At 68.9% G+C, this 20,885-nt stretch carries 21 protein-coding genes; 10 read left to right on the forward strand and 11 right to left on the reverse strand.

The window, feature by feature from the left end; genetic code table 11:
• Positions 1-99 precede the first annotated feature (99 nt).
• The 5 genes from LGM56_RS02640 to LGM56_RS02660 form a co-directional block, all read right to left on the reverse strand.
• The gene (locus tag LGM56_RS02640) at positions 100-867 is read right to left on the reverse strand and encodes a DUF4410 domain-containing protein (protein ID WP_089496557.1); all 768 of its coding nucleotides are present in this window, start codon (positions 865-867) and stop codon (positions 100-102) included.
• 460 nt (positions 868-1,327) lie between these two features.
• Positions 1,328-2,674, reverse strand: coding sequence for an ATP-binding protein (locus LGM56_RS02645; RefSeq protein WP_226202646.1), 1,347 nt, complete (start codon positions 2,672-2,674; stop codon positions 1,328-1,330).
• Positions 2,674-3,387: a response regulator gene (locus LGM56_RS02650; RefSeq protein ID WP_226202648.1), complete on the reverse strand. Its 714-nt coding sequence runs from the start codon at positions 3,385-3,387 to the stop codon at positions 2,674-2,676. Before LGM56_RS02650 ends, LGM56_RS02645 begins: the two co-directional genes overlap by 1 nt.
• Positions 3,388-3,430: 43 nt before the next feature.
• Positions 3,431-3,736, reverse strand: a complete 306-nt coding sequence (locus tag LGM56_RS02655) for an EF-hand domain-containing protein (RefSeq protein ID WP_089442017.1) — start codon at positions 3,734-3,736, stop codon at positions 3,431-3,433.
• A 94-nt stretch (positions 3,737-3,830) separates the two neighbouring features.
• Positions 3,831-4,916, reverse strand: coding sequence for a hypothetical protein (locus LGM56_RS02660; protein WP_226202650.1), 1,086 nt, complete (start codon positions 4,914-4,916; stop codon positions 3,831-3,833).
• A gap of 849 nt (positions 4,917-5,765) precedes the next feature.
• Between LGM56_RS02660 and LGM56_RS02665 the strand changes: the two genes are divergently transcribed.
• The 5 genes from LGM56_RS02665 to creD all read left to right on the forward strand — a co-directional run bounded on the left by LGM56_RS02665 (position 5,766) and on the right by creD (position 11,270).
• Entirely contained in the window at positions 5,766-6,674 is a 909-nt protein-coding gene (locus LGM56_RS02665) for a sterol desaturase family protein (protein WP_089496561.1), read from the forward strand.
• 106 nt (positions 6,675-6,780) lie between these two features.
• Positions 6,781-7,494 carry an SDR family NAD(P)-dependent oxidoreductase gene (locus LGM56_RS02670; protein ID WP_071332246.1) on the forward strand — a complete coding sequence of 238 codons (714 nt, stop codon included), beginning with the start codon at positions 6,781-6,783 and terminating at the stop codon, positions 7,492-7,494.
• 90 nt (positions 7,495-7,584) lie between these two features.
• Positions 7,585-8,301: a two-component system response regulator CreB gene (gene creB, locus LGM56_RS02675; RefSeq protein WP_206140180.1), complete on the forward strand. Its 717-nt coding sequence runs from the start codon at positions 7,585-7,587 to the stop codon at positions 8,299-8,301.
• 15 nt (positions 8,302-8,316) lie between these two features.
• Positions 8,317-9,768: a two-component system sensor histidine kinase CreC gene (creC, locus tag LGM56_RS02680; protein ID WP_226202652.1), complete on the forward strand. Its 1,452-nt coding sequence runs from the start codon at positions 8,317-8,319 to the stop codon at positions 9,766-9,768.
• Positions 9,769-9,878: 110 nt separating this feature from the next.
• Positions 9,879-11,270, forward strand: coding sequence for a cell envelope integrity protein CreD (creD, locus tag LGM56_RS02685; RefSeq protein ID WP_089496565.1), 1,392 nt, complete (start codon positions 9,879-9,881; stop codon positions 11,268-11,270).
• A 75-nt stretch (positions 11,271-11,345) separates the two neighbouring features.
• Here the strand turns inward: creD and LGM56_RS02690 are convergent, their stop codons facing one another.
• The gene (locus LGM56_RS02690; RefSeq protein ID WP_089496566.1) at positions 11,346-11,768 is read right to left on the reverse strand and encodes a RidA family protein; all 423 of its coding nucleotides are present in this window, start codon (positions 11,766-11,768) and stop codon (positions 11,346-11,348) included.
• A 189-nt stretch (positions 11,769-11,957) separates the two neighbouring features.
• Between LGM56_RS02690 and LGM56_RS02695 the strand changes: the two genes are divergently transcribed.
• Complete coding sequence (locus LGM56_RS02695; RefSeq protein ID WP_226202654.1) at positions 11,958-12,395, forward strand: hypothetical protein; 438 nt, start codon at positions 11,958-11,960, stop codon at positions 12,393-12,395.
• An 82-nt stretch (positions 12,396-12,477) separates the two neighbouring features.
• A complete protein-coding gene (locus LGM56_RS02700) occupies positions 12,478-12,675 on the forward strand; it encodes an oxidoreductase-like domain-containing protein (protein ID WP_226202656.1) in 198 nt (65 codons plus the stop codon).
• A gap of 76 nt (positions 12,676-12,751) precedes the next feature.
• On the opposite strand, the gene LGM56_RS02705 is transcribed toward LGM56_RS02700, so the two are convergent.
• Positions 12,752-14,212 (reverse strand): MFS transporter, encoded by a 1,461-nt coding sequence (locus tag LGM56_RS02705; RefSeq protein ID WP_226202658.1) that lies wholly within the window; start codon positions 14,210-14,212, stop codon positions 12,752-12,754.
• Between the two features lie 170 nt (positions 14,213-14,382).
• Here LGM56_RS02705 and LGM56_RS02710 point away from each other — a divergent pair, with 170 nt between their 5' ends.
• Entirely contained in the window at positions 14,383-15,255 is an 873-nt protein-coding gene (locus tag LGM56_RS02710) for a LysR family transcriptional regulator (protein WP_046548590.1), read from the forward strand.
• 57 nt (positions 15,256-15,312) lie between these two features.
• A complete protein-coding gene (locus LGM56_RS02715) occupies positions 15,313-15,633 on the forward strand; it encodes a hypothetical protein (RefSeq protein WP_089496568.1) in 321 nt (106 codons plus the stop codon).
• Positions 15,634-15,683: 50 nt separating this feature from the next.
• Here the strand turns inward: LGM56_RS02715 and LGM56_RS02720 are convergent, their stop codons facing one another.
• The gene (locus LGM56_RS02720) at positions 15,684-16,586 is read right to left on the reverse strand and encodes a LysR family transcriptional regulator (RefSeq protein WP_226202660.1); all 903 of its coding nucleotides are present in this window, start codon (positions 16,584-16,586) and stop codon (positions 15,684-15,686) included.
• A 98-nt stretch (positions 16,587-16,684) separates the two neighbouring features.
• On the opposite strand from LGM56_RS02720, the gene LGM56_RS02725 reads away from it, so the two are divergent.
• The gene (locus LGM56_RS02725) at positions 16,685-17,668 is read left to right on the forward strand and encodes an NAD-dependent epimerase/dehydratase family protein (RefSeq protein ID WP_226202662.1); all 984 of its coding nucleotides are present in this window, start codon (positions 16,685-16,687) and stop codon (positions 17,666-17,668) included.
• Between the two features lie 347 nt (positions 17,669-18,015).
• Here LGM56_RS02725 and LGM56_RS02730 read toward each other — a convergent pair whose 3' ends face one another.
• From LGM56_RS02730 to LGM56_RS02740, 3 genes are all read right to left on the reverse strand, one after another.
• A complete protein-coding gene (locus LGM56_RS02730; RefSeq protein ID WP_226202663.1) occupies positions 18,016-18,717 on the reverse strand; it encodes a DUF2848 domain-containing protein in 702 nt (233 codons plus the stop codon).
• 53 nt (positions 18,718-18,770) lie between these two features.
• The gene (locus tag LGM56_RS02735) at positions 18,771-20,078 is read right to left on the reverse strand and encodes an MFS transporter (RefSeq protein ID WP_226202665.1); all 1,308 of its coding nucleotides are present in this window, start codon (positions 20,076-20,078) and stop codon (positions 18,771-18,773) included.
• A gap of 91 nt (positions 20,079-20,169) precedes the next feature.
• Positions 20,170-20,856 (reverse strand): DUF4286 family protein, encoded by a 687-nt coding sequence (locus LGM56_RS02740; protein ID WP_226202667.1) that lies wholly within the window; start codon positions 20,854-20,856, stop codon positions 20,170-20,172.
• Positions 20,857-20,885: the final 29 nt, after the last annotated feature.

Below are 20,885 nucleotides of genomic sequence, written 5' to 3' on the forward strand. Positions count from 1 at the left end.
CGGCACGGTCGCGGCGCGTGGCGCCGGACCGGCCTCGCGCATTATGCCCGGCCGCTCGCCTGCGTGCCCGTCGGGCCTCGCAGGCGGCGGCCCGGTGCGTCAGCTCGCCGACACCGTCGGCAGCCACGCATTTGCCGCGTTCTGCGTCGCGAGTTGTTTCGCGATCGAGCGCGCGAGGCGGTCCGTATCGGACGCCACCGTGTCGTGCTTCACTTCCGACACGCCATGCAGGCCGGCGCCAACCGCTGCCGACGTCGCGAGGCGGCCGGCCGCCGCGCCGACCCCGGCGGTTTCCACCATGCCGGGCAGGTGGCCGCTGTTCGCGCTGGACGAGAACGTGCCGAGCGGCTGCGGCGCGCCATGCGCCGGCTGGAACAGCACGGTGACCGACGCCTTCACTTCGCTCTTGCCCGCGCCGAGCCCGATCAGCGTGCGGCGGCGGCGGTTGCCCGCGTCGATCGACTCGAACCGGCCTTCGACGACCAGCGCGTCGCGTCCGTCCGGCACCGGGCCGCGCAGCGCGGGGATGCCTTGCGACCGGAGTTCGCGCACGAGTGCGTCGGCGAGCTGCTCGCGAGTTTTCAGCGCGCTCTGCTGGCGCTGCACGTCGGCGGACGATCCGCTCGCGAGGGGCGCGATCTTGCTGATCATCCCGCCGTCGACCTTGACGTCGGTCGTGTCCACGTCGAACGTGGATACATACACGACGTCCGCATGAACCTGCGGCTGCGTGCGAGTTGCCGGCGCGGCGGTCATGGATGTAGTCGCGGTCGATGCGCAGCCGGTCATCGCGAGGGTGCCGGCGATCAGCGCGACACTGGTCAGACGTTTGGCGTGGGCGGCAAGTGCGTGAAGGGAAGAAAACATGTCGATCTCCGTGGCCTGGATGAGGTTGCCGATACTGTCGCGGCATTCAGGAACGCGAACGATCGGAAGCGGGGCGTGATCGCTGGCAGGGGGAGCGTTTTCATGCCGTTGCGCAACACGCAGGCGCAAGTATGCGGAGGTCGGGCGTGATGCGCCACGCAGGAATTATGTCGGCGCATGTCACGTGCCGTGATGCGCGGATACGCGAGGTCGCGTGGCTGGGAGGCGGACAGGTAGACAGTCGGACAAAAGGCCAGACGGCAGACGGTCAGACGGCCTGGCTGCACACGGCACACGGCAGGCAGCAGGTAGAAGCCAAAAGCCAAAAGCCAAAAGCCAAAAGCCAAAAGCCAGAAGCCAAAAGCCAAAAGCCAAAAGCCAAAAGCCAAAAGCCAAAAGCCAAAAGCCAAAAGCCAAAAGCCAAAAGCCAAAAGCCAAAAGCCAAAAGCCAAACAACCCCTCAGACCGACATCGACCGCCGCACCGCCCCCGCCGAATCAAGCGGCAGCGCAACGACCGCCTCCAGCCCGCCGCCATCCCGGTCGCGGAACGCCAGCGATCCGCCGTGCAGGCGGGCGATCCGCTCGACGATCGCGAGTCCGAGGCCCGTGCCGCCCGCATGACTGCGCGCGTTCGCGCCCCGGCTGAACGGCGCCTTGAGCCGTTCGAGTTCGGCCGCGCCGATACCGTTGCCGCGATCGCTGACCACCGCATACGCGATGCCGCGCTCGGTCCACGTACGCACGCCAAGGCCGGTCTTGCCATAGACGACCGCGTTCTGCATCAGGTTCATCAGCAGCCGCATCAGGCTGATCGGACGGAACGCGAACGCGGGCACCTCGCCTTCGTCGAAGTCGAATTCATGGCCGAGCCCCGCGAAATCCGCGACGAGCTGGCCGATCAGCGCATTCAGGTCGCCGGTTTGCGGCGTTTCGCGCTCGCCGCTGCCCGCGTAGTCCATGAATTGCTGCAGGATCGTATCGATCTGGTCGAGGTAATGCTCGGTCGACGTGGTGAGCGCGTCGTGCGTGCCGCGCGGCAGCGCCATCGCGATCGCCAGGCGCAGTTTGGTGAGCGGCGTGCGGATGTCGTGCGACACGCCGGCCAGCATCAGCGAGCGAGTCGCTTCCGCCTGTTGCAGCGCGTCGGCCATCTGATTGAACGCGCGGCTCACATCGGCGATTTCGGTCGGGCCGTCGGTGGGCAGCGACGGCGGGCGCTCGCCCGCGCTGACGCGCTGCGCCGCGCGTGCCAGCGCGTCGAGTGGCCGGTTCAGGTGGAGCTGGATCAGGTAGCCGGTCAGCGCCGCGAGCAGCGCCAGCCCGACCGACAGCACGAGCGCCGTCGTGATGCCGCTCGCCTGCGCGTCGGCGGCCATCGGCAGCGGCACCCACACGGGCGAGCCGGCCACGTGCAGGCGGATCCACAGGCGTTCGTCGTCGCCCGATTGCCAGCGCGCGGGGAGGTCGGGCGGCAGGTGGCGTTCGAGCGCCTGCATGAACACGTCGCGCTGCCAGGTGCGGAAGAAGGCCGCCGGGTTCGGCGTTTGCGGCGGTGCGGCGGGCGGCAATGCAGCCTGGCCGCCGAACTGCGCGATGACCGTGCGGCCGGCGTCGGGCGGCAGGGCGGCGAGCGTGCGGTCGAGCAACTGCACGTAGTCGGAGAAGACGATCGAGGCCCGCTCGATGCGTGGACGCTGCACGTAGTGCAGCAGCGCGGTGAGCGAACAGACGAGCGACAGCGCGACGAGCGCCACCAGCAGCGCGATGTTGCGCGCAAGCAGCGAGCGCGGCAGCGGGATGCGCATCACGACTCGATGCCGGCCACCAGCATGTAGCCGATGCCCCAGACGGTCTTGATGAAGCGCGGCTTGCCGGGGTCGTCCTCGACGATCTGGCGCAGCCGCAGGATCTGCACGTCGACGCTGCGGTCGAGTGCGTCATGGTCGCGGCCGCGCGCGCGGGCGAGCAGGTTCTCGCGGCTCACCGCGCGATTCGGCGACGAGCCGAGCGCGTGCAACAGCAGCATCTGCGCCGAATGGATTTCCACGGATGTGCCGTCGCGCATCAGCGTCTGCTGGCCGACGTCGAACGTGAATGCGCCGAACCGCAACCGCTGCGACGTGACCGTCGGCTCGCCGGCCGCCATCTTCTGTCGCCGCAGCAGCGCGCGGACGCGGGCCACGAGTTCGTCGGGGAGAAACGGCTTCGCCAGGTAATCGTCGGCGCCCGTCTCGAGGCCGACGACCTTGTCCGCGGCGTCGCCTTTCGCGGTGAGCATCAGGATCGGCAGCGTCTGGCCTTCGGCGCGCAGGCGCCGGCACACGCTCAGGCCGTCCTCGGGCTCCATCATCAGGTCGAGCACCAGCAGGTCGTATGGTTCGCGCTGCAGCAGGCGGTCGAGCCGCTTGCCGTCGGCGACCGCGCGCACCTGGAAGCCGTGGCCGCTCAGGAAGCGCTGCAGCATGTTGCGCAGCTCGGCTTCGTCGTCGAGCACGACGATCCTGCAGGACTGTTCCATCGCTTGCCTCCCGGTGCGTGCGTGGCCGGATCGTCGTGCGGGCTCAACGGGCCGCCATGCGCTGGCGCATGAAGCCGGCGAGCTGCTCGAGCGTGACGTAGCCGTTGTGCTGCGTGTCGATTTCGTCGAAATGCTGCGCGACCATCGGCATGCCCGCGGCCGCCTGTTCGCGGGTCAGCTTGCCGTCGTGCGTCGTGTTCGCGCTGGCGAAGCGGGTCTGCAACTGCATCAGCGCACGTTCGACGCGCGCACCGCCGTTCGCCGCGCCGGGCGGCATCTGCTGGGCCGACGCTGCTGCTGAGACGATACACAAAACGACGACGGCAATCATCTTCTTGATGGACTTCATGGGGTTTCTCCTTGCGTGGCCGACGGTCTGCGCCGGCCGGGTGGTTGATGAAACGGATGGAAAACGAAACGAAGCGAAACGAAGCGCGTCCGGGTTACGCCCAGTGCGCAGGCACCCACACGCGGCCGGCCCAGTGGGCGGGCACCCAGATGACGGCGCGCGGCGGATGAGCGACATACACGGCGCGCGGGGCGACGTACACGGAGCGCGGCAGCGGCGGCGCGAGGTACAGGACCTTCGGCGGCGGCGGCGCGACGTAGACGACGCGCGGCGCGGGCGTGACGACGACGGCCTTCGGCGCCGCAATACGCACGACCTTCGGCGGGGGCGGCGTGACGATGACGGCGGGCGGAGGCGGCGGAGGCGTCACCACGACGGCAGCCGCTGCGGGCGCCGGTGCCGCGACAGCGACGGTGGCGACGGGCGGCGGGGCCGTCACGACCACGGCAGCAGGCGCGGGCGCCACGACGGGCACCGGCACCGGCACCGGGACAGGAACCGGCACCGTCCCGCCGGCCACGACGACCGTGCCGCCCGCCGTCGTGCTGCCGTGGATCACGGCCGTGCCACCGGTCGACACCGTGCCGCCGTGCACGACCGTCGAGCCGCCCGACGTCGTCACGACACCCGGCGCCACGCGCGTCGCGCTGCCGGAATGCGTGACGGTTCCACCGTCGGTGCCCGTCACGGTGCCCGAGCGCGAGCAGGTCGAGCCCGCGCAATTCGTCGATGCCGTGTGGCTGGCCGTGTTGCCGTTCGCGCCCGTGATCGTGCCGCTCGACGAATACTGGCCCGGGCCGTTACGCGTCACGCTGCCCGACGTCGTGGCGCTGCGGCCGTCCGAGCCCGTCAGCGAACCGGTGTGCGAGCAGGTGCCGCCCGCGCAGCTCGTGTCGCCGCTGTGTTCGACCGAGCGCCCGTTCGGACCGACGGCCGTGCCGCTGTTCGAGAACTGGCCGGGCGCGGTGCGCGTGACGGTGCCCGTGTTGGTCGCGATACCGCCGCCGGGGCCGATCACGCCACCCGCATGCGAGCAGCTGCCGCCGCCGCACGAGCCGGCGTGCGCGCCGTTGTAGGTGCCGCGCGGCGTGTATGCCGTGCCGTGGCCGGACCAGCCGGCGAAGGCCGGCGCGCAGGCGAGGGTGAGAGCGGTGGCGGTGACGAGGAGGCGGGTTTTCATCGGGTGTCCTTGCGGTTCGTTTCGGTGCACGCAGTGGCGTGGCGACGGGACGAACTTTAGGGCGATGACACGCGCTCGTCGCGTCATAAAAGATGTCGCGGTGTTACACGTGGCGTGCTGATTCGAAGTACGACGAATGCGTGTGCCGGCCGCGCCGATCGCGGGCATGCCGCGCCGGGCAAGGCTGTCGGCGATGCAATTGCGTGAGAGCAGGGTGGCGTGGCACGGGGGGCGAACCTGTCTTGCGCAGCGCGCAAATGTGTCGCGGCGACATGCGGCGACATATTTGCCGGCCGATTCATGCATGCATTGCGGTGACTCGCGCGAACCGAACGCGGGCAGTGCGCCACGTACGACCGGAACCGGCTTCTCCTTCCTGAAGCCGTAATCGCATGCCGTCCGACGAATCGGCTTCCGATCGGCACCTGTCTCATGCATGTGTCGCGCAGCCGCATCCGTCGCTGCAGCTTGCGTGCAGCGTCGACCGGTTTCGGCGCGACAGGCGGCGATACATTGCTCGCCGGACATGCAAGCGCACGCACGAGCGGGTCGGTTTTCAATCCACGAGCGCACGCGAGTGCCGCTTACCGCCCGAACGCATTTCACCGCGACATGCGGTGACACATTTCCCACATGACACACGAACGCGCAGCTCGAAATCCGCCCCGCTCCAGCCCGCCAGCGCCTTCGCTCGCCACACCTCACCCGAGCGCCTTCCCCCACGACATACGGCGACATATTTCCCGCGTGGCCTTTCCGTTCCGCGCCCACTACAGTGCGTTCCATTCGACGCGATGGCAGCCCGTGCCGCCGATGACGCGTCCGACTCAACCGGAGGAAAGGTCCATCATGCTCACCACCACAGGAAAGCTCGCGTACTACGTCACGCTCTTCATCGTCGCCGTCTCGCTCGTCGAGGCGGCCGTGCTCACCTGGCGCCGCGCCCGCGGGCCGGAACCGTTCGACTGGAACGAGGTGTGGCTGTCGCTCGCCGATCTCGCGGGCCGCAAGCTGCTCGCGCTGGTGCCGCTGTCGCTCGCCACGCCGCTGTTCGACCTCGCGTGGGCGCATCGGCTCTTCACGATCCCGCTGCACAGCGTTGCACTCGCGCTGCTCGTGTTCGTCGGCCAGGAGTTCTGCTACTACTGGTATCACCGCGCGTCGCACCGCGTGCGGTTCTTCTGGTCGACCCATGCGGTGCATCATTCGCCGAACCAGTTGACGCTGTCGTCCGCGTTTCGCCTCGGCTGGACCGGCAAGATCGCCGGCGCCGCGATGTTCTTCACGCCGCTCGTGTGGCTCGGCGTGCGTCCGGAAGCCGTGCTCGCGATCCTGTCGTTCAACCTGATGTACCAGTTCTGGCTGCACAACACGTGGATGCCGAAGCTCGGCTGGCTCGAAACCGTGTTCAACACGCCGTCCGCGCACCGCGTGCACCACGCGTCTAACCTCGACTATCTCGATGCGAACTACGGCGGCGTGCTGGTCGTGTTCGACCGGCTGTTCGGCACCTACGTCGCCGAGCGCGCCGACGAGCCGTGCCGTTTCGGCCTCGTCACGCCGACCCGCTCGCGCAACCCGTTCGTCGTCGAGCTCGAGCATTGGGCGAGCCTTGCCCGCGACGTCGCAACCGCCCGCGACGTGTGGACCGCGATCCGCTTCGTGCTGCTGCCGCCGGGCTGGCGCCCGGACAACCAGGGCGAAACGACGGAAGAACTGCGCCGTCGCAGCCTCGTCGCGGTGCGCACGGATGCGTGAACGGCGCTACCCTGTGGCACATTGCCGGCCGCGCACGCATGCCGCGGCCGGCATCGCTCATGCAACACACATCATCAAGCAACCCTCGATCCAGGAGAAAACATCGATGGAACACGATTTCAAAGGCAAGGCAGTCGCGATCACCGGCGGATTCGGCCATCTGGGCGTCGCGACGGCCGCGTGGCTCGGCGCGCGCGGCGCACGCGTCGCGCTGATCGGCCGCGGCGCGGCCCCGGCGGCGCAGGCGCTGCCCGGCGTGCCGGCCGACGCGCTGCGCATCGGCGGCATCGATCTCGTCGATCCGCAGGCCGCCGCGCAGGCGCTCGACACCGTGCAGCGCGAATTCGGCCGGGTCGATGCGCTGCTGAACATCGCGGGCGCGTTCGTGTGGCAGACGATCGCCGACGGCGACGCCGCCACGTGGGACCGCATGTACGAACTGAACGTGAAGACCGCGCTGAACGCATCGAAGGCCGCGCTGCCGCACCTGCTGGCGAACCCGGCCGGGCGCATCGTCAACATCGGCGCGGGCGCGGCGTTCAAGGCCGGCACGGGGATGGGCGCCTACGCGGCCGCGAAGGCCGGCGTCGCGCGGCTCACCGAGGCGCTGGCGGCCGAACTGCTCGACCGCGGCGTGACGGTGAACGCGATCCTGCCGAGCATCATCGATACGCCGCCGAACCGCGCGGACATGCCGGACGCGGATTTCACGCGCTGGGTGAAGCCGGAGCAGATCGCGGCGACGATCGGCTTCCTGCTGTCGGCCGACGCGCAGGCGATCACCGGCGCGTCGATTCCGGTGACCGGCCGCGTGGCATAGCGCGGCAGGGCAAGGGCAAGGCGGGGGCTCGCGCCACGGCCGGCCGTGCGTACAATGTCGCACCGGATTGCGCGAGCCCAGCCTGAGACCATGCATCAGCCCACTATCCTGATCGTCGAAGATGAAGTGGCGATCGCCGACACGATCATCTATGCCCTCGGCACCGACGGCATGCAGACCGTCCACTGCATGCTCGGCCAGGCGGCGCTCGACCACCTGCGCGACACGCGCGTCGATCTCGTGGTGCTCGACGTCGGCCTGCCGGATCTCAGCGGCTTCGAGGTGTGCCGGCGGCTGCGCACGTTCTCCGACGTGCCGGTGATCTTCCTCACCGCGCGGCACGATGAAATCGACCGGATCGTCGGGCTCGAGATCGGCGCCGACGATTACGTGGTCAAGCCGTTTTCGCCGCGCGAGCTGGCGGCGCGGGTGCGCGTGATCCTGCGGCGCTTCTACCGGACGGCCGCGCCCGAAGCGGCATCCTCGCCTGCAACATCACCCGCACCGGCCGAGACAACCGCACCGGGTTTCACACTCGACACCGACGGCGCCCGCGTAGCGTGGCTCGGCCACGCACTGGACCTCACGCGCTACGAGTTCGGGCTGCTGGCGCTGCTGGTCCGGCATCCGGGGCGCATCTATTCGCGCGAACAGCTAATGGACCTCGTGTGGCACGAGGCATTCGACTCGGCCGACCGCACGGTCGACACCCACATCAAGACGTTGCGCGCGAAGCTGCGCGCGATCGATCCCGAGCGCGACCCGATCCGCACGCATCGCGGGATGGGCTATTCGCTGCAACCGTAACGACCGGCTCCGCCTATGCATATCGGCCTGCGCATCTTCTTCGGCTTTTTCCTGATCGTCGGCCTGGCCGCGCTGATCACGCTGCGCGTGTTCGTGCAGGAGGTGAAGCCGGGCGTGCGCGAGGCGATGGAGGACACGCTCGTCGATACCGCGCAAGTACTCGCGACGCTGGCCGCCGACGACATGGCGAACGGCCACATCGCCAACGGCGCGTTCGCGCGGCAACTGTCGAATCTGCACGAACGCCCGATCAGCGCGAACGTGTGGGGCGTGCAGAAGAACACGATCGGCTACCGCCTCTACATCACCGACGCGCACGGCATCGTGCGCTACGACTCGTCCGGCCGCGCGCTCGGGCAGGACTATTCGCGCTGGAACGACGTGTACCGGACGCTGCGCGGCGAGTACGGCGCGCGCAGCACGCGCAGCGATCCGAACGACGACAGCAGCACGGTGATGCACGTGGCGGCGCCGATCCGGCACGGCAACGCGATCATCGGCGTGCTGACGATCGCGAAGCCGAACCAGACGGTCGCGCCGTTCATTGCGCGCAGCCAGCGCAAGATCATGCTGTACGGCGCATTGCTGATGGGCGGCGCGATCCTGATCGGCGTGGCCTGCACGTGGTGGCTGGTGGTCGGGCTGCGGCGCCTGCAGCGCTATGCGCGCGCGATCGCGGCGGGCGAGCGCGCCGACATGCCGCTGCAGGGCGCGAGCGAACTGGCCGAGCTCGGGCGCGCGGTGGAAAGCATGCATCAGCGGCTGGAGGACCGGCAGTACGTCGAGACCTACATCCACACGCTCACGCACGAGATGAAGAGCCCGCTGGCGGCGATCAGCGGCGCGGCCGAACTGCTGCAGGAAGACATGCCGGTGGCGAACCGGCGGCGCTTCACCGAGAACATCCGCCGCCAGGCCGGCCGCCTCGAACAAATGATCCGCAAGCTGCTCGCGCTCGCCGAAGTCGAGCAGAAGCAGCGCCTGTCGGTGCGCGAACCGGTCGCGCTGCGGCCGGTGCTCGAACAGCTCGTCGACGATATCGAGCCGCGCGCGCGGCAGCGCGGCGTGAACCTCGCGATCGACGCGCACGACGCGGCCGATCCGGCGGTGGTCGAAGGCGATCCGTTCCTGCTGCGCCAGGCGCTCGGCAACCTGCTCGACAACGCGCTGGATTTCGCGCCGCAGGGCAGCACGATCCGCATCGCGCTCGAACGGCAGCCGGCGGGCAGGGCGCACGTCGCGGTCGTGCGCGTGGCCGACGACGGCCCCGGCGTGCCCGACTACGCACTGGCGCGCGTGTTCGAGCGCTTCTATTCGCTGCCGCGCCCCGACGGCCAGGATCGCAGCACGGGCCTCGGGCTGTGTTTCGTCCGCGAGGTCGCGATGCTGCACCGCGGCCAGGTCGCGCTCGCGAACCGCGACGAAGGCGGCGCATGCGCGACGCTCACGTTGCCGTCGGCGGGCTGAATGCCCTTCAACTTCACGTTCGCCACACCTTCGCTTCACACCGGCTTCAATCGCCCTTCACCGGGGCGGCTCATGCTGACCGTACCCTTTTACTCCGGTACCTGTCGGCCATGAATCGAGTCCTGTTGTTCAAATTCGCGATCACCGCATTTCTCGCGCTGCTGATCCTGATCCCGCTGCAGATGGTGCAAAGCATCGTGCACGAACGCGCCGCGTATCGCCGGGATGCGCTGCAGAGCATCTGGTCGAGCTATGCGGGGCCGCAGACGGTGGCGGGCCCCGTGCTCGTCGTGCACTACACGGAAGTCACGCGCGTGCGCGACGATTCGGCGGCCGGCGGCGCGACGAAGACGAGCCTGCGCAGCGAGACGAAGCGCCTGCTCGTGTTTCCGAAGACGCTGAACGTCGACGGCACGCTGACCACCAGCGTCCGCTATCGCGGCATCCACAAGGCGCTGGTGTACGAGCTGGCGAGCCGAATGACCGGCACGCTGCCGTTGCCGGACCTGAAGAAGCTGCCGCAGGCGGACGGCCACGTGAGCTTCAAGATCGACGGTGCCTATGTGTCGATCGGCATCGGCGACATTCGCGGGCTGACGGCGCAACCCGATCTGCGCATCGGCGGCACGCGCTTCGACGTCGAGCAGGGCACGCGGCTGGACAGCCTGCGCCAGGGCGTGCACGCGAACGTCGATCTCGCGGCGCTGGCGGACGCAAACGCGGGGGCGGTCGTGCCGTTCAGCGTCGACCTGCCGTTGCGCGGTGCGGATTCCGTCGCGTTCGCGCCGGTGGGCGACCAGAACGATTTCTCGCTGAAATCGACGTGGCCGCATCCGAGCTTCGACGGCGCATTCCTGCCGAACAACCGCACGGTCGATGCGCGCGGCTTCACTGGCAACTGGCGCGTGACGTCGTTCAATACGAAAGCGCGTGAGCAGATCATCTCCGGCGACGGGGAAGGCGCGATCGAAATGGCGTCGGTGTCGGTGATCGAACCCGTGAACGTCTATCTGCAGGCCGAGCGTGCGACGAAGTACGGTGCGCTGTTCGTGATGCTCACGTTTGCGAGCTTCTTCATGTACGAGCTCGTGAAGCGGCTGCGCATTCACCCGATCCAGTACACGCTGGTCGGCCTGTCGCTCGCGCTGTTCTTCCTGTTGCTGCTGAGCCTGTCCGAACACATCAAGTTCGCGTATGCGTATCTCGCGGCGAGCGGCGCCTGCATCGGGTTGCTCGCCTTCTATCTGTCGTTCGTGCTGCACAGCGTGAAGCGCGGGGCGGTGTTCGCGGTGCTGCTCGCGGTGCTGTACGCGGCGCTCTATGGGCTGCTGCTGTCGGAAGACAACGCGCTGATGCTCGGTTCGCTGCTGCTGTTCGCGATCCTCGCCGGCATCATGACGCTCACGCGCCGCGTCGACTGGTATTCGCTCGGTGCCGCGTGGCAGCCGCTGGCCGACAAGGCGGGGGCGGGGGCCGTGAAGCCGGGCGCGCAGGTGAAGTAAGCGGGTGGGGGGCAGGCGCGCCGGTCGGGAAGGTTACGGCCGGCGCGTCATACGGCGCGGCGCCGCATCGCTGATTCACGCGCGCGATTCAGGCCGCCGAAAACGCTCCAGCGGAATTTCGGCAACAGCGGTGATCTCGATCAGCAGATCGGGATGGTAGAGACGCTCGACCTGGACGGTCGTCGTCACGGGATAGGGCTCGGCGAAGACCGCTTTGCGGATGTCGCCGGTCTGCATGAAGACATCGATGTCGGTCGCGTAGTGAACGAGCGAGATCACGTCCTGCATCTGTCCGCCCATCGTGGCGAGCACGGCGCGGATGTTGTCGAGCGTCTGACGTACCTGCATGCGCATGTCGCCGTGGCCGACCACCTGGCCGTCGCGGTCGAGCGACACTTGCCCCTTCAGATGCACGATCCGGCCATCGCCCTGGATCACGGCCATCGAGAACGCGCCGAACGGCGCCCAGACTTCCGGCGGATTCACTGCTTCGGCCATCGTGCGGCTCCTGTGGGGCGATGACGAGGATGCGGCGGCGAGCGTCGCGGTGGGTTCGGGCCGTGCGCCGGCCGGAACGCGATGGAAGCGAGGCATCGACAGCATTGCCGGGTTCGCCGACAATCGCGCCATTATGGATCAGCGCCCGGCGAAGCGTGAGCGATGCCATGGCGACAACGACGACACCCCATGGACGACATCCGGATCATCAGGGATCTCGCGGAAATCGAGGACACCGCCTATATCGAGCTCATGGGCGGGCCGTATGCGCGCAAGTGCTGGAACGAGGGATCGCTGTTTTTCAGGGAGGACGTCTTCGGCCTGCTCGAAGCGGCGATCGCGCGGCAGATCCCGGACTACGATCATTACGCGTTCAATGGCATCGGCATGCCGGACTGGCTGCGGATCGTGGACGAGCTGGGCGACACGCGCAGCATGCTGGGCGACGCCACGCAGCAAACGACGGCACTCGACCGGCTCGGCTTTGTGTTCCGCGATTCGCGGCAGGATTTCATTGACCGTCTGGACACGAGTTGCGCTGCGCTTGCGGAAGTGATTGCCGAAATCGATGCATGGACGAGCGAGGTCCGAATCCGCCACGACCAGGTGACGATATTGGGGATATGAGGCCGCGTGGCATGGCCCGCGCGGCACGCATATCGGGCGGCATCCGCTTATACTGAACGAGTCTTTTCATTCGATTATCGCCGTGCCCAACACTGCCTCTCCGGATCCGTCCGTCGACGATCCCCGTCCGACCCCGCCCATCCAGCCCGAACTCGAAGACTGCTGCAACAGCGGTTGCTCGCCGTGCGTCTTCGATCTCTACGACGAAGCCCTCGCGCGCTATCGCGCCGAGCTGGCCGAATGGGAAGCGCGCCAGGCGCAACGCCAGCATCCCGCGTGAGCCGGATGCCGGCAAGCGACTGCACCGGCACCGCTTTCCGCGTCGGACCCTGCCGCCGCAACGATTCCCGCCACGCTTACGTGTCTGCATGTAGCCGCCGATGCAGCGGCCCGAGCAGCGCCGACAGCGCGATGCACACGAGCAGCACGGCCGTCAGCGCGAACATCGACGTCCTGAAGCCCTGCACGTAATCGAGTGCGGCCGGATGCGCGCCGAGCCGGGCGAAGAACACGCCGCCGAGCGTCGCCGCGCCGACGGCCGCGCCGATCTGCAGCATCGCGGTGACCATGCCGGAGGCGACGCCCGCGCGCGCCGTGTCGACTTCCGCGAGCACGATCCGCACGACCGACGGCAGCACGAGGCCCTGGCCGATCCCGATCGCCGCGATCCCCACGTAAAAGCCGACGCCCGGCTTGGCGGCACCCGCCAGCGCGGCGGCCGTCGCGACGCCGGCCGCGAGCATCGCGAAACCGAGCGTGAGCACGCGATAGCCGCCGAACCGGCCGACGAGTCGCGGCATCAGCAGCGGGCTCGACAGGAAGCCGAGCCCGAGCGGCAGGATCGCGAGCCCCGACGCGAGCGGCGACCAGTTCAGGCAGCCCTGCAGGTAGATTCCGTAGCTCAGGAAGAACGCGCTCAGCGTATAGAACAGGAACGCCAGCACGAGCCCGAGCGCGACGACGGGGTTGCGGAACAGGCGCACGTCGAGCAGCGGATCGTGGCCGCCCGCGAGACGGCGCGCCTCGACCGCCAGCAGCGCGCCGAGCATCGGCAGCGCGCCGACGAGGCACGCGACCATCCACAGCGGCCAGCCGGCCTCGCGTCCGTGCGTGAGCGGGTAGACGAGCATCAGCAGGAACAGCGACAGCAGCACCATGCCCGGCACGTCGATGCGCTGGCCTTTCGGCGGCCGGCTCTCCGGGATGAAGCGCCAGCTGCCGATCAGCGCCAGGATGCCGATCGGCAGGTTGACGAGGAAGATCGCGCGCCAGCCGAGCCCGAACGGATGCAGGCTGATCAGCGCGCCGCCGCCGAGCTGGCCGATCACGGCCGCGAGGCCGAACACGAAACCGTAGAAGCCCATCACGCGCACCTGCTCTTGCGGGCTGAACACGCTGCGGATCGTCGCGAGCACCTGCGGCGCGAGGATCGCGGCGAACAGGCCCTGCAGCACGCGGCCGCCGACCAGCACCGCGCCGCTGCCGGCGAGCCCGCACAGTGTCGACGCGACGACGAAACCGGCCATCCCGATCATGAACATGCGCTTGCGGCCGTACAGGTCGCCGAGCCGGCCGCCGGTGATCTGCACGACGGCATTCGCGCATGCGTACGCGGACACGACCAGTTGCAGCTCGGCCGGGCGTGCGCCGATGCCGTCGCGGATGGCCGGCAGCGCGAGATTCACAATGAAGTAGTCGAGCGGCGGCAAAATCGCGCCAACCAGCAGGACCACCAGCGCCCAGCCGTGGTGGCTGCGCGGCGTCGCCGCGGCGGCCGTGCCGGCCGGCACGCAGGGGGCAAGGGTGTCGTTCGTCATGGAAGCAGGTCCGAAAGAATGAGTGCCACATTCACGCCGGTCGCGACGACAGAAGCGCCGGTTCGGCCGTGGGCGGGCGATTGACCCCCATTCTGGGTGGTGGCGATGAATCGGAAAAGCGGGAATTGGTGGTAGCATCCATCGGGTTAATCGATGGATGGAGAATGGCGATGCGCGGTTTCGACCTGGATCAGTTGCGTACTTTCGCGGCGGTCGCGGACGCCGGCAGCCTGACGGCCGCCGCGCCGCTGCTGCACCTGTCGCAGTCGACGGTCAGCGAGCAGGTGCGCAAGCTCGAATCGCGCGCCGGCGTGCCGCTGTTCGTGCGCAGCAAGCGCGGAGTCGAGCCGACGCCGGCCGGCTCGCGGCTGCTGCAGCACGCGCGGCGCATCGTCGCGCTGAACGAGGCCGCGTTCGACGAAGTGCGCGGGCAGGCGATCAAGGGCGAGCTGCGCGTCGCGATCACCGATTACTACCGGACCAACGAAGTCGCGGGGCTGCTCGCGCGGCTGCGGGAGTGCTACCCGCAACTGAGCCTGCACGTCAGCGCGATGAAGAGCGCCGATATCGAGGCCGCGCATGCGCGCGGGCAGGTCGATCTCGGCGTGGTGATGAACCTGTCGAGCGGGCCGTTCCGGCCGGCGTCGGCCGATACGCGCTGGGTGCTGCGGCGCGAGCCGCTGTCGTGGGTCGCATCGCCCGCGCTCGCCGAGCAGTTGCCCGAGCCGCTGCCGCTCGTGCTGCTGCCGGACGACTGCATGATGCATCAGGTCGCGGTGCGCTCGCTCGACGAGCAGCACATGCCGTACCGGCTCGTGCACAGCGCGTCGGGGGTGGCGGGGCTGCAGTCGATGCTGGCGGCGGGGCTCGGGGTGGGCTGCCTGTGCGCGTCGGCGATCGGCGAGGGCATGATGCGGCTCGGCGCGAAATACCGGCTGCCGCCGCTGCCCGACGCGGTGTTTTCGCTGACGCCGCCGATGCCCGGCGAACGCGAAGCCGTCACGCAGGCGCGCGAGGTGCTGTCGCGGCAATTGCTGATGTAAAACCGGGCCGCACGATTTGCGGCGGCGCGTAGTGAGAGGCGCGCCAGGGGACAAAAAATGAACGACGAACTGCAACGCCAGATGGCCGCGAAGCTGCAGGATGCGCTGGAGCGCGTGGTCGACGAACGCTCGCTGATCCACTTCCTGCGCGTGCTCGGCCACGACTGGAACACGGAGCGCCAGCTCGAGGCCGACGTGCCGCCGTCGCCGTACGCCCGCGCCGCGCTCGGCTGGGAAAACCGCTCGATCGGCGAGTATCTCGACGCGATGGTCGACTGGGCCGAGACGTCGGAGGAAGGGCTGCGTTTCTACGACGTGCCCGACAATCCGTGGCGGCGCATGGCGGACATCCTGTTCGCCGGGAAAATTTACGAATAGCGCCGCGCGGGCGCTTCGTTCCCTGCGTTCGTGCCGTCGCCGCGCCCGGTTTATTCGACGGTTTCGCCGCTCACATACGCACGCAGGCCATCAACCAGCGCATCGAACACCGCGCGGCAGCGCGGGCTCGACCGCAGGTCCTCGTGCATCACGACCCAGGTTTCCAGCTGCATCGCGAGCGTGTCCGGCAGCACGCGCACGAGCCGCGCGTCGCGTTTCGCGAGCCCGCTCTGGCAGAAGCCGATCCCGTAGCCGGCGCGGATCATCGCGAGCTGGGCGAGGTTGCTGTCGGTGCGCAGCGAGAACGCATCGCGCTTCCACTGCGGCATGCTGCGGCCCATCGAGCGGATGAACGGCGTGACCGTATCGAAGCCGATCAGCGCGTGATGCGCGAGTTCGTCGGTCGTCTCGGGCACCCCGTTGCGCGCCAGGTAGTCGTCGCGCGCATACAGCCCGACATCGACCGCGCCGATGCGTCTAGCAACGAGCGCCTCCTGCGTGGGCGGCGCCATCCGGACCGCGATGTCGGCCTCGCGCTTGAGCACGTCCTGGAGGCGGTCGGTCGGCACCAGTTCGATGACGAGCCCCGGATGATTGCGCCGCAATTGCGCGAGCATCGGAGGCAGCACTTCGACGGCGATCACGTCGCTGGCCGAGATCCGCACGATGCCACGCACGCCGGCGCCGTGGCTTGCCGCTGCGCGCTCGAACGCCGCGGCCGCGCTGCGCAGCGCCTCCGCATGGCCGCGCAGCGCGAGCGCCGCCTCGGTCGGCAGCAAGCCGGACGGCGAGCGCGTGAACAGCGTCTGGCCGAACGCGGCCTCCAGCGCCGCGACGTGGCGGCCGGCCGTCGGCTGCGTGATGCCGAGGGCGCGTGCCGCGCCCGACAGCGAGCCTTCCGTCAGCACGGCGAGAAAGGTGCGGTAGCGTTCCCAGTTCAGATCGGTGGTCATACATAAATGTATAGCCGATCCATTAGGTTCGGCAATTCCTTGATAGCCGAAGGGGCGCCAGAATGCGTGTCATCACGGTTCATTCAAGGAGAGCGGCAATGACGACCCACGCAGGCGGAACGCAACGACAGGCACTCGTGCTCGGCGCGAGCGGCGGAATTGGCGGGGAAGTCGCGCGGCAGTTGCGCGATGCGGGCTGGCAGGTGCGCGGGTTGAAGCGCGGGCTCGATGTCGAAGTCGTGGAGCGCGACGGCATCGCCTGGATGCGCGGCGACGCGATGGACCGCGACGCGGTCGTCCGGGCCGCGCGCGGCTGCAGCGTGATCGTGCACGCGGTGAATCCGCCGGGCTACCGGAACTGGGCCGGGCAGGTGCTGCCGATGATCGACAACACGATCGCGGCGGCGAAGGCGGAGCGGGCGACCATCGTGCTGCCGGGCACCGTCTACAACTATGGCGCCGATGCGTTTCCGGTGCTGGTCGAAGATGCGCCGCAGCATCCGTCGACGCGCAAGGGCGCGATCCGCGTCGAGCTGGAGCGCCGGCTGCAGGATGCGGCCGGGCAGGGCGTCCGCACGATCATCGTGCGGGCCGGCGATTTCTTCGGGCCGAAGCTCACCGGCAACAGCTGGTTCGCGGCGGGGTTCGTCAAGGCCGGGCAGCCGGTTGCGTCCATCAGCGTGCCGGGGCGGGATGGCATCGGGCACCAATGGTCGTACGTGCCGGACGCCGCGCGCGCGATGGTCGAGCTGATCGAGCGGCGCGACACGCTGGAGCCGTTCGCGCGCTTTCATCTCGGCGGGCATTGGGATGCGGATGGCACGCAGATGGCGGAGGCCGTGCGCCGCGTCGCGCAGCGGCATGGGCTGCGGCCGACGGTGCGCAAGTTCCCGTGGTGGTTCGTGTGGGCGGCGGCGCCGTTCGTCACGACGCTGCGCGAATTGCTCGAGATGCGCTACCTGTGGCGCGAGCCGATCCGGCTCGACAACACGCGCGTGACGGCGGTGCTCGGCCGCGAGCCGGTGACGCCGCTCGACGCGGCGGTCGAGGCGACGCTGGTGGGGCTCGGGTGTCTCAAGTGAGCAACGGCCCGTGCCTGGGTCCATGCTCCGGTACGGGCTGGCACGATGGCGAACCGCAGCACCCGCGGCACAACAATTCTCCACATACCCGGGCCCGTCCGATGCGCATCATGTCGGCTCATGTCGAAAAGGCGGAAACGGGGGCGCGATGTTGCATTTCGGGTGGAAAGTGTCGGTTGCGGGCGCAATGATGCTTGCATTGAGCGGGTGTACCAACCTGGCTGGTGTGCTGTATTGCGGCAACTCGCAATTCAACTTTCCCGACTATCACTGCTTTTAAGCGTATTAGCGGGAGCCGGCGCGGCGACAGAACGCTGGCGCGCCCATGTGCCGCGCCTCGTTGCCCGTTATGCCACGACCGGCAACACCTCCACCGCATAGCGGTGCCGAAGGCTGCGCCCGAGCACCGGATCGTGCAGCTCCATCTCGAACGCCTCGCCGTCACCCATTGCCGCGATCACGCCATGCACGGCAACGGTGCCGCCATACATCGCTGCGCGTATGGGCATCGTCCGGCCGTCATCGAAGCGCTGCCACAGCATCTCGGGCGCAAGCAAACCACTCACCGCGCCGTGCTGGTACGCCGTCCGCCCGCCATCGCGCGAAATCAGCCACGAACGCATTTCGATCGCATCCCAGTGATCCGCAACGTCCGCGTAAAGCCACGCGTCGTGGCCGAGCGGTTTCGCGCACACCTGCTTCGACACCGCGACGCCGTAGGCTTCGACCTCACGATCCGTATGATCGGAGCCGACGGTCACGAGCGTGCCTGCCGGGCTGTCGACCAGCACGCATTCGATCTCGCCGCCCGAGCGTGCGCCGAGCACGCCGATCGCAGGCGCCTGCGTGAGCAGCGCGGCCGACACGCGATAGAAGCAGGGCGTGGTCGACGGCGGCGCGACGCCGAGCGCCGCGAGCTCGTCGATATGCGCCTGGATCGCGGCCGGATCGCGGCCGGCCCAGCCGGCGATCACGACGCGCGCGATCTCGACGTCGACGGTGGCCGGCGCCCCTTCCCGGGGAATGACATTGAACGACAGGGTTGGCATATGCGTATCAGTTTGAATTGCGAAGGAATGAAACGGTTTGCCGGCGGCGACGTTCAATCCGCGAGCGGCTTGTGCGCGGTTTCGCGTGCGACGAGGAGCGCGATCGACGTGACGACGAGCGCGGCGGCGACGTACAGCGACACGGCCGTCGTCGTGCCCGTCTGCCGGAACAGCGCGGCGATCACGAGCGGCGCGAAGCCGCCGCCGACGATGCCGGCGAGCGTGTACGCGAGCGACGAGCCCGCATAGCGCACGCGGGTCGGGAACTGTTCGGTCACGAACGCACCTTGCGGGCCGTACATCACCGCGTGGATCACGAGGCCGATCGCCACGGCCGCGACGATCGCGCCGGGGCGCGCCGAATCGAGCAGCGTGAAGAACACGAACGCCCACACGATGCCGGCGAGCGCGCCGGCGAGATACACGGGCCGGCGGCCGAAGCGGTCCGACAGCGCGCCGAAGACCGGCACCGCGAGCGCGTTGCAGGCCGTGCCGATCATCACGGCCGTCAAGGCGACGGGGCGCGACAGGTGCAGCACGGTCGTCACGTAGGTGAGCGTGAACACGACGATCAGCGCATACAGCACGTCCGAGCCGATCCGCGAGCCACCCGCGATCAGCAGGCGCTTCCAGTGGACCTTCAGCACGTCGGCGACGGGCACCTCGGCGGTCGCGTGCGATTCGGCGAGCTGCTCGAACTGCGGCGTTTCATCGACGCCGCGCCGCAGCCAGAAGCCGAACACGACGAGCAGCGCGCTGGCCGCGAACGGCACGCGCCAGCCCCACGACAGGAAATCGCCGGACGTGGTCGACAGCGTCACGAGCGCGATGCAGCCGGTGCCGAGCAGCGTGCCGAACGACGGTCCGATCTGCGTCCACGATGCGGACAGCCCGCGCCGCTTCTGGTCGCCGTGCTCGACCGACAGCAGTACCGCGCCGGCCCATTCGCCGCCGAGCGCGACGCCCTGCACGAAGCGCAGCGCGACGAGCAGGATCGGGCTCAGGATGCCGGCCTGCGCATAGGTCGGCAGCGCGCCCATCAACGCGGTCGTCACGCCCATCAGCACGAGCGTGAGCATCAGCACCGCGCGGCGGCCGATGCGGTCGCCGAGATTGCCGAACACGAAACCGCCGAGCGGGCGCGACACGTAGCCGACCGCATAGGTCGAGAACGCGAGGATCGTGCCGGCCAGCGGATCGACCGACGGGAAGAACAGGTGGTTGAAGACGAGCGCGGCGAGCGTGTTGTAGATCGTGAAGTCGTACCACTCGAGCGACGTGCCGATCATGCTCGCGGTCGCGAGTCGGCTGGTGCGGACGCGGCGGGGCGCGTGGGCGGCGGGCTGGGCGAGCGTGTTCATGGTGTCGGGCGTGTCGTGATGGGGAACGGGATGAAATGCCGGACCGATGCGAGGGTGTGCGTCGCGCCTGCGGTGCGGCCGGCGTGGGCGATCAGGCCGAACATGCCGCGGCAGCGGGTTCGGCTTCGACGTCGCCGCGCGTGACATGCAGCGGCGCGGCGGCGCGCCACAGCAGCGCGAAGGTGCGCACGTCGTCGTGCCCGGCGAGCGTGGCGGCCACGCGTCGCGTCGCGGCCGCATCGCTGCCTTCGATCAGCACGAGCGCGTCGGCGGCCGGGCGGGCGGCCGCAGCGGCGCCGATCGGCGCGGACAGCTCGGGCGCGGTGCAAAAGAGCCGCGCGGCGTGGATGCCCGGTTCGTGCAGCACATCATCGAAACGCTCGCGCAGGGACGGCACGTCGATGCGATCCGGCGGCAGCACGAACAGCGCGAGATGCGCACCTTCGCCGTCGCCGGCCTCGATCGTCAGTTCTCCGACGCGTCGCTGCGTGCCCGTCATGCGCTCGAAGTTCGCGAGCGACCATGCGGTCTGCTGCGTGAATGCGCGCCGGTACGCGTCGCCTTGGAACACGTCGAGCGCGTCCGTCACGTACAGCGCGAGGTACTGGCGCGGGCCGCGATCGGTCGCGCGAAAGCGCCGTGCATGCGTGAAGCCGGGAATCGCGACACGTTCCTGCATGTGCTCGCGGTCGTACCACGCGTTGAAATCGGCTTCGTGCGCGGGGTCGATATCCGTCCAGACGCAAAGCTGGCCGTGCGGAAGGGAAAGGCGGGTCATCGCGGGGTTCCTCGTGACGGGGGTGTGTC

Source organism: Burkholderia sp. AU38729, from assembly GCF_020419725.1.
In the GTDB taxonomy this organism is placed as follows: Bacteria; Pseudomonadota; Gammaproteobacteria; order Burkholderiales; family Burkholderiaceae; genus Burkholderia.

Bases quoted from the DNA above. Each gene is read 5' to 3' on its own strand.
- LGM56_RS02660 (WP_226202650.1), bottom strand. From the start codon at position 4,916: ATGAAAACCCGCCTCCTCGTCACCGCCACCGCTCTCACCCTCGCCTGC.
- creD (WP_089496565.1), top strand. From the start codon at position 9,879: ATGAATCGAGTCCTGTTGTTCAAATTCGCGATCACCGCATTTCTCGCG.
- LGM56_RS02740 (WP_226202667.1), bottom strand. From the start codon at position 20,856: ATGACCCGCCTTTCCCTTCCGCACGGCCAGCTTTGCGTCTGGACGGAT.
- LGM56_RS02735 (WP_226202665.1), bottom strand. From the start codon at position 20,078: ATGAACACGCTCGCCCAGCCCGCCGCCCACGCGCCCCGCCGCGTCCGC.
- LGM56_RS02730 (WP_226202663.1), bottom strand. From the start codon at position 18,717: ATGCCAACCCTGTCGTTCAATGTCATTCCCCGGGAAGGGGCGCCGGCC.
- LGM56_RS02645 (WP_226202646.1), bottom strand. From the start codon at position 2,674: ATGCGCATCCCGCTGCCGCGCTCGCTGCTTGCGCGCAACATCGCGCTG.
- LGM56_RS02695 (WP_226202654.1), top strand. From the start codon at position 11,958: ATGGACGACATCCGGATCATCAGGGATCTCGCGGAAATCGAGGACACC.
- LGM56_RS02710 (WP_046548590.1), top strand. From the start codon at position 14,383: ATGCGCGGTTTCGACCTGGATCAGTTGCGTACTTTCGCGGCGGTCGCG.
- LGM56_RS02665 (WP_089496561.1), top strand. From the start codon at position 5,766: ATGCTCACCACCACAGGAAAGCTCGCGTACTACGTCACGCTCTTCATC.
- LGM56_RS02655 (WP_089442017.1), bottom strand. From the start codon at position 3,736: ATGAAGTCCATCAAGAAGATGATTGCCGTCGTCGTTTTGTGTATCGTC.
- LGM56_RS02715 (WP_089496568.1), top strand. From the start codon at position 15,313: ATGAACGACGAACTGCAACGCCAGATGGCCGCGAAGCTGCAGGATGCG.
- LGM56_RS02640 (WP_089496557.1), bottom strand. From the start codon at position 867: ATGTTTTCTTCCCTTCACGCACTTGCCGCCCACGCCAAACGTCTGACC.
- LGM56_RS02690 (WP_089496566.1), bottom strand. From the start codon at position 11,768: ATGGCCGAAGCAGTGAATCCGCCGGAAGTCTGGGCGCCGTTCGGCGCG.
- LGM56_RS02725 (WP_226202662.1), top strand. From the start codon at position 16,685: ATGACGACCCACGCAGGCGGAACGCAACGACAGGCACTCGTGCTCGGC.
- LGM56_RS02720 (WP_226202660.1), bottom strand. From the start codon at position 16,586: ATGACCACCGATCTGAACTGGGAACGCTACCGCACCTTTCTCGCCGTG.
- creC (WP_226202652.1), top strand. From the start codon at position 8,317: ATGCATATCGGCCTGCGCATCTTCTTCGGCTTTTTCCTGATCGTCGGC.
- LGM56_RS02650 (WP_226202648.1), bottom strand. From the start codon at position 3,387: ATGGAACAGTCCTGCAGGATCGTCGTGCTCGACGACGAAGCCGAGCTG.
- LGM56_RS02670 (WP_071332246.1), top strand. From the start codon at position 6,781: ATGGAACACGATTTCAAAGGCAAGGCAGTCGCGATCACCGGCGGATTC.
- creB (WP_206140180.1), top strand. From the start codon at position 7,585: ATGCATCAGCCCACTATCCTGATCGTCGAAGATGAAGTGGCGATCGCC.
- LGM56_RS02705 (WP_226202658.1), bottom strand. From the start codon at position 14,212: ATGACGAACGACACCCTTGCCCCCTGCGTGCCGGCCGGCACGGCCGCC.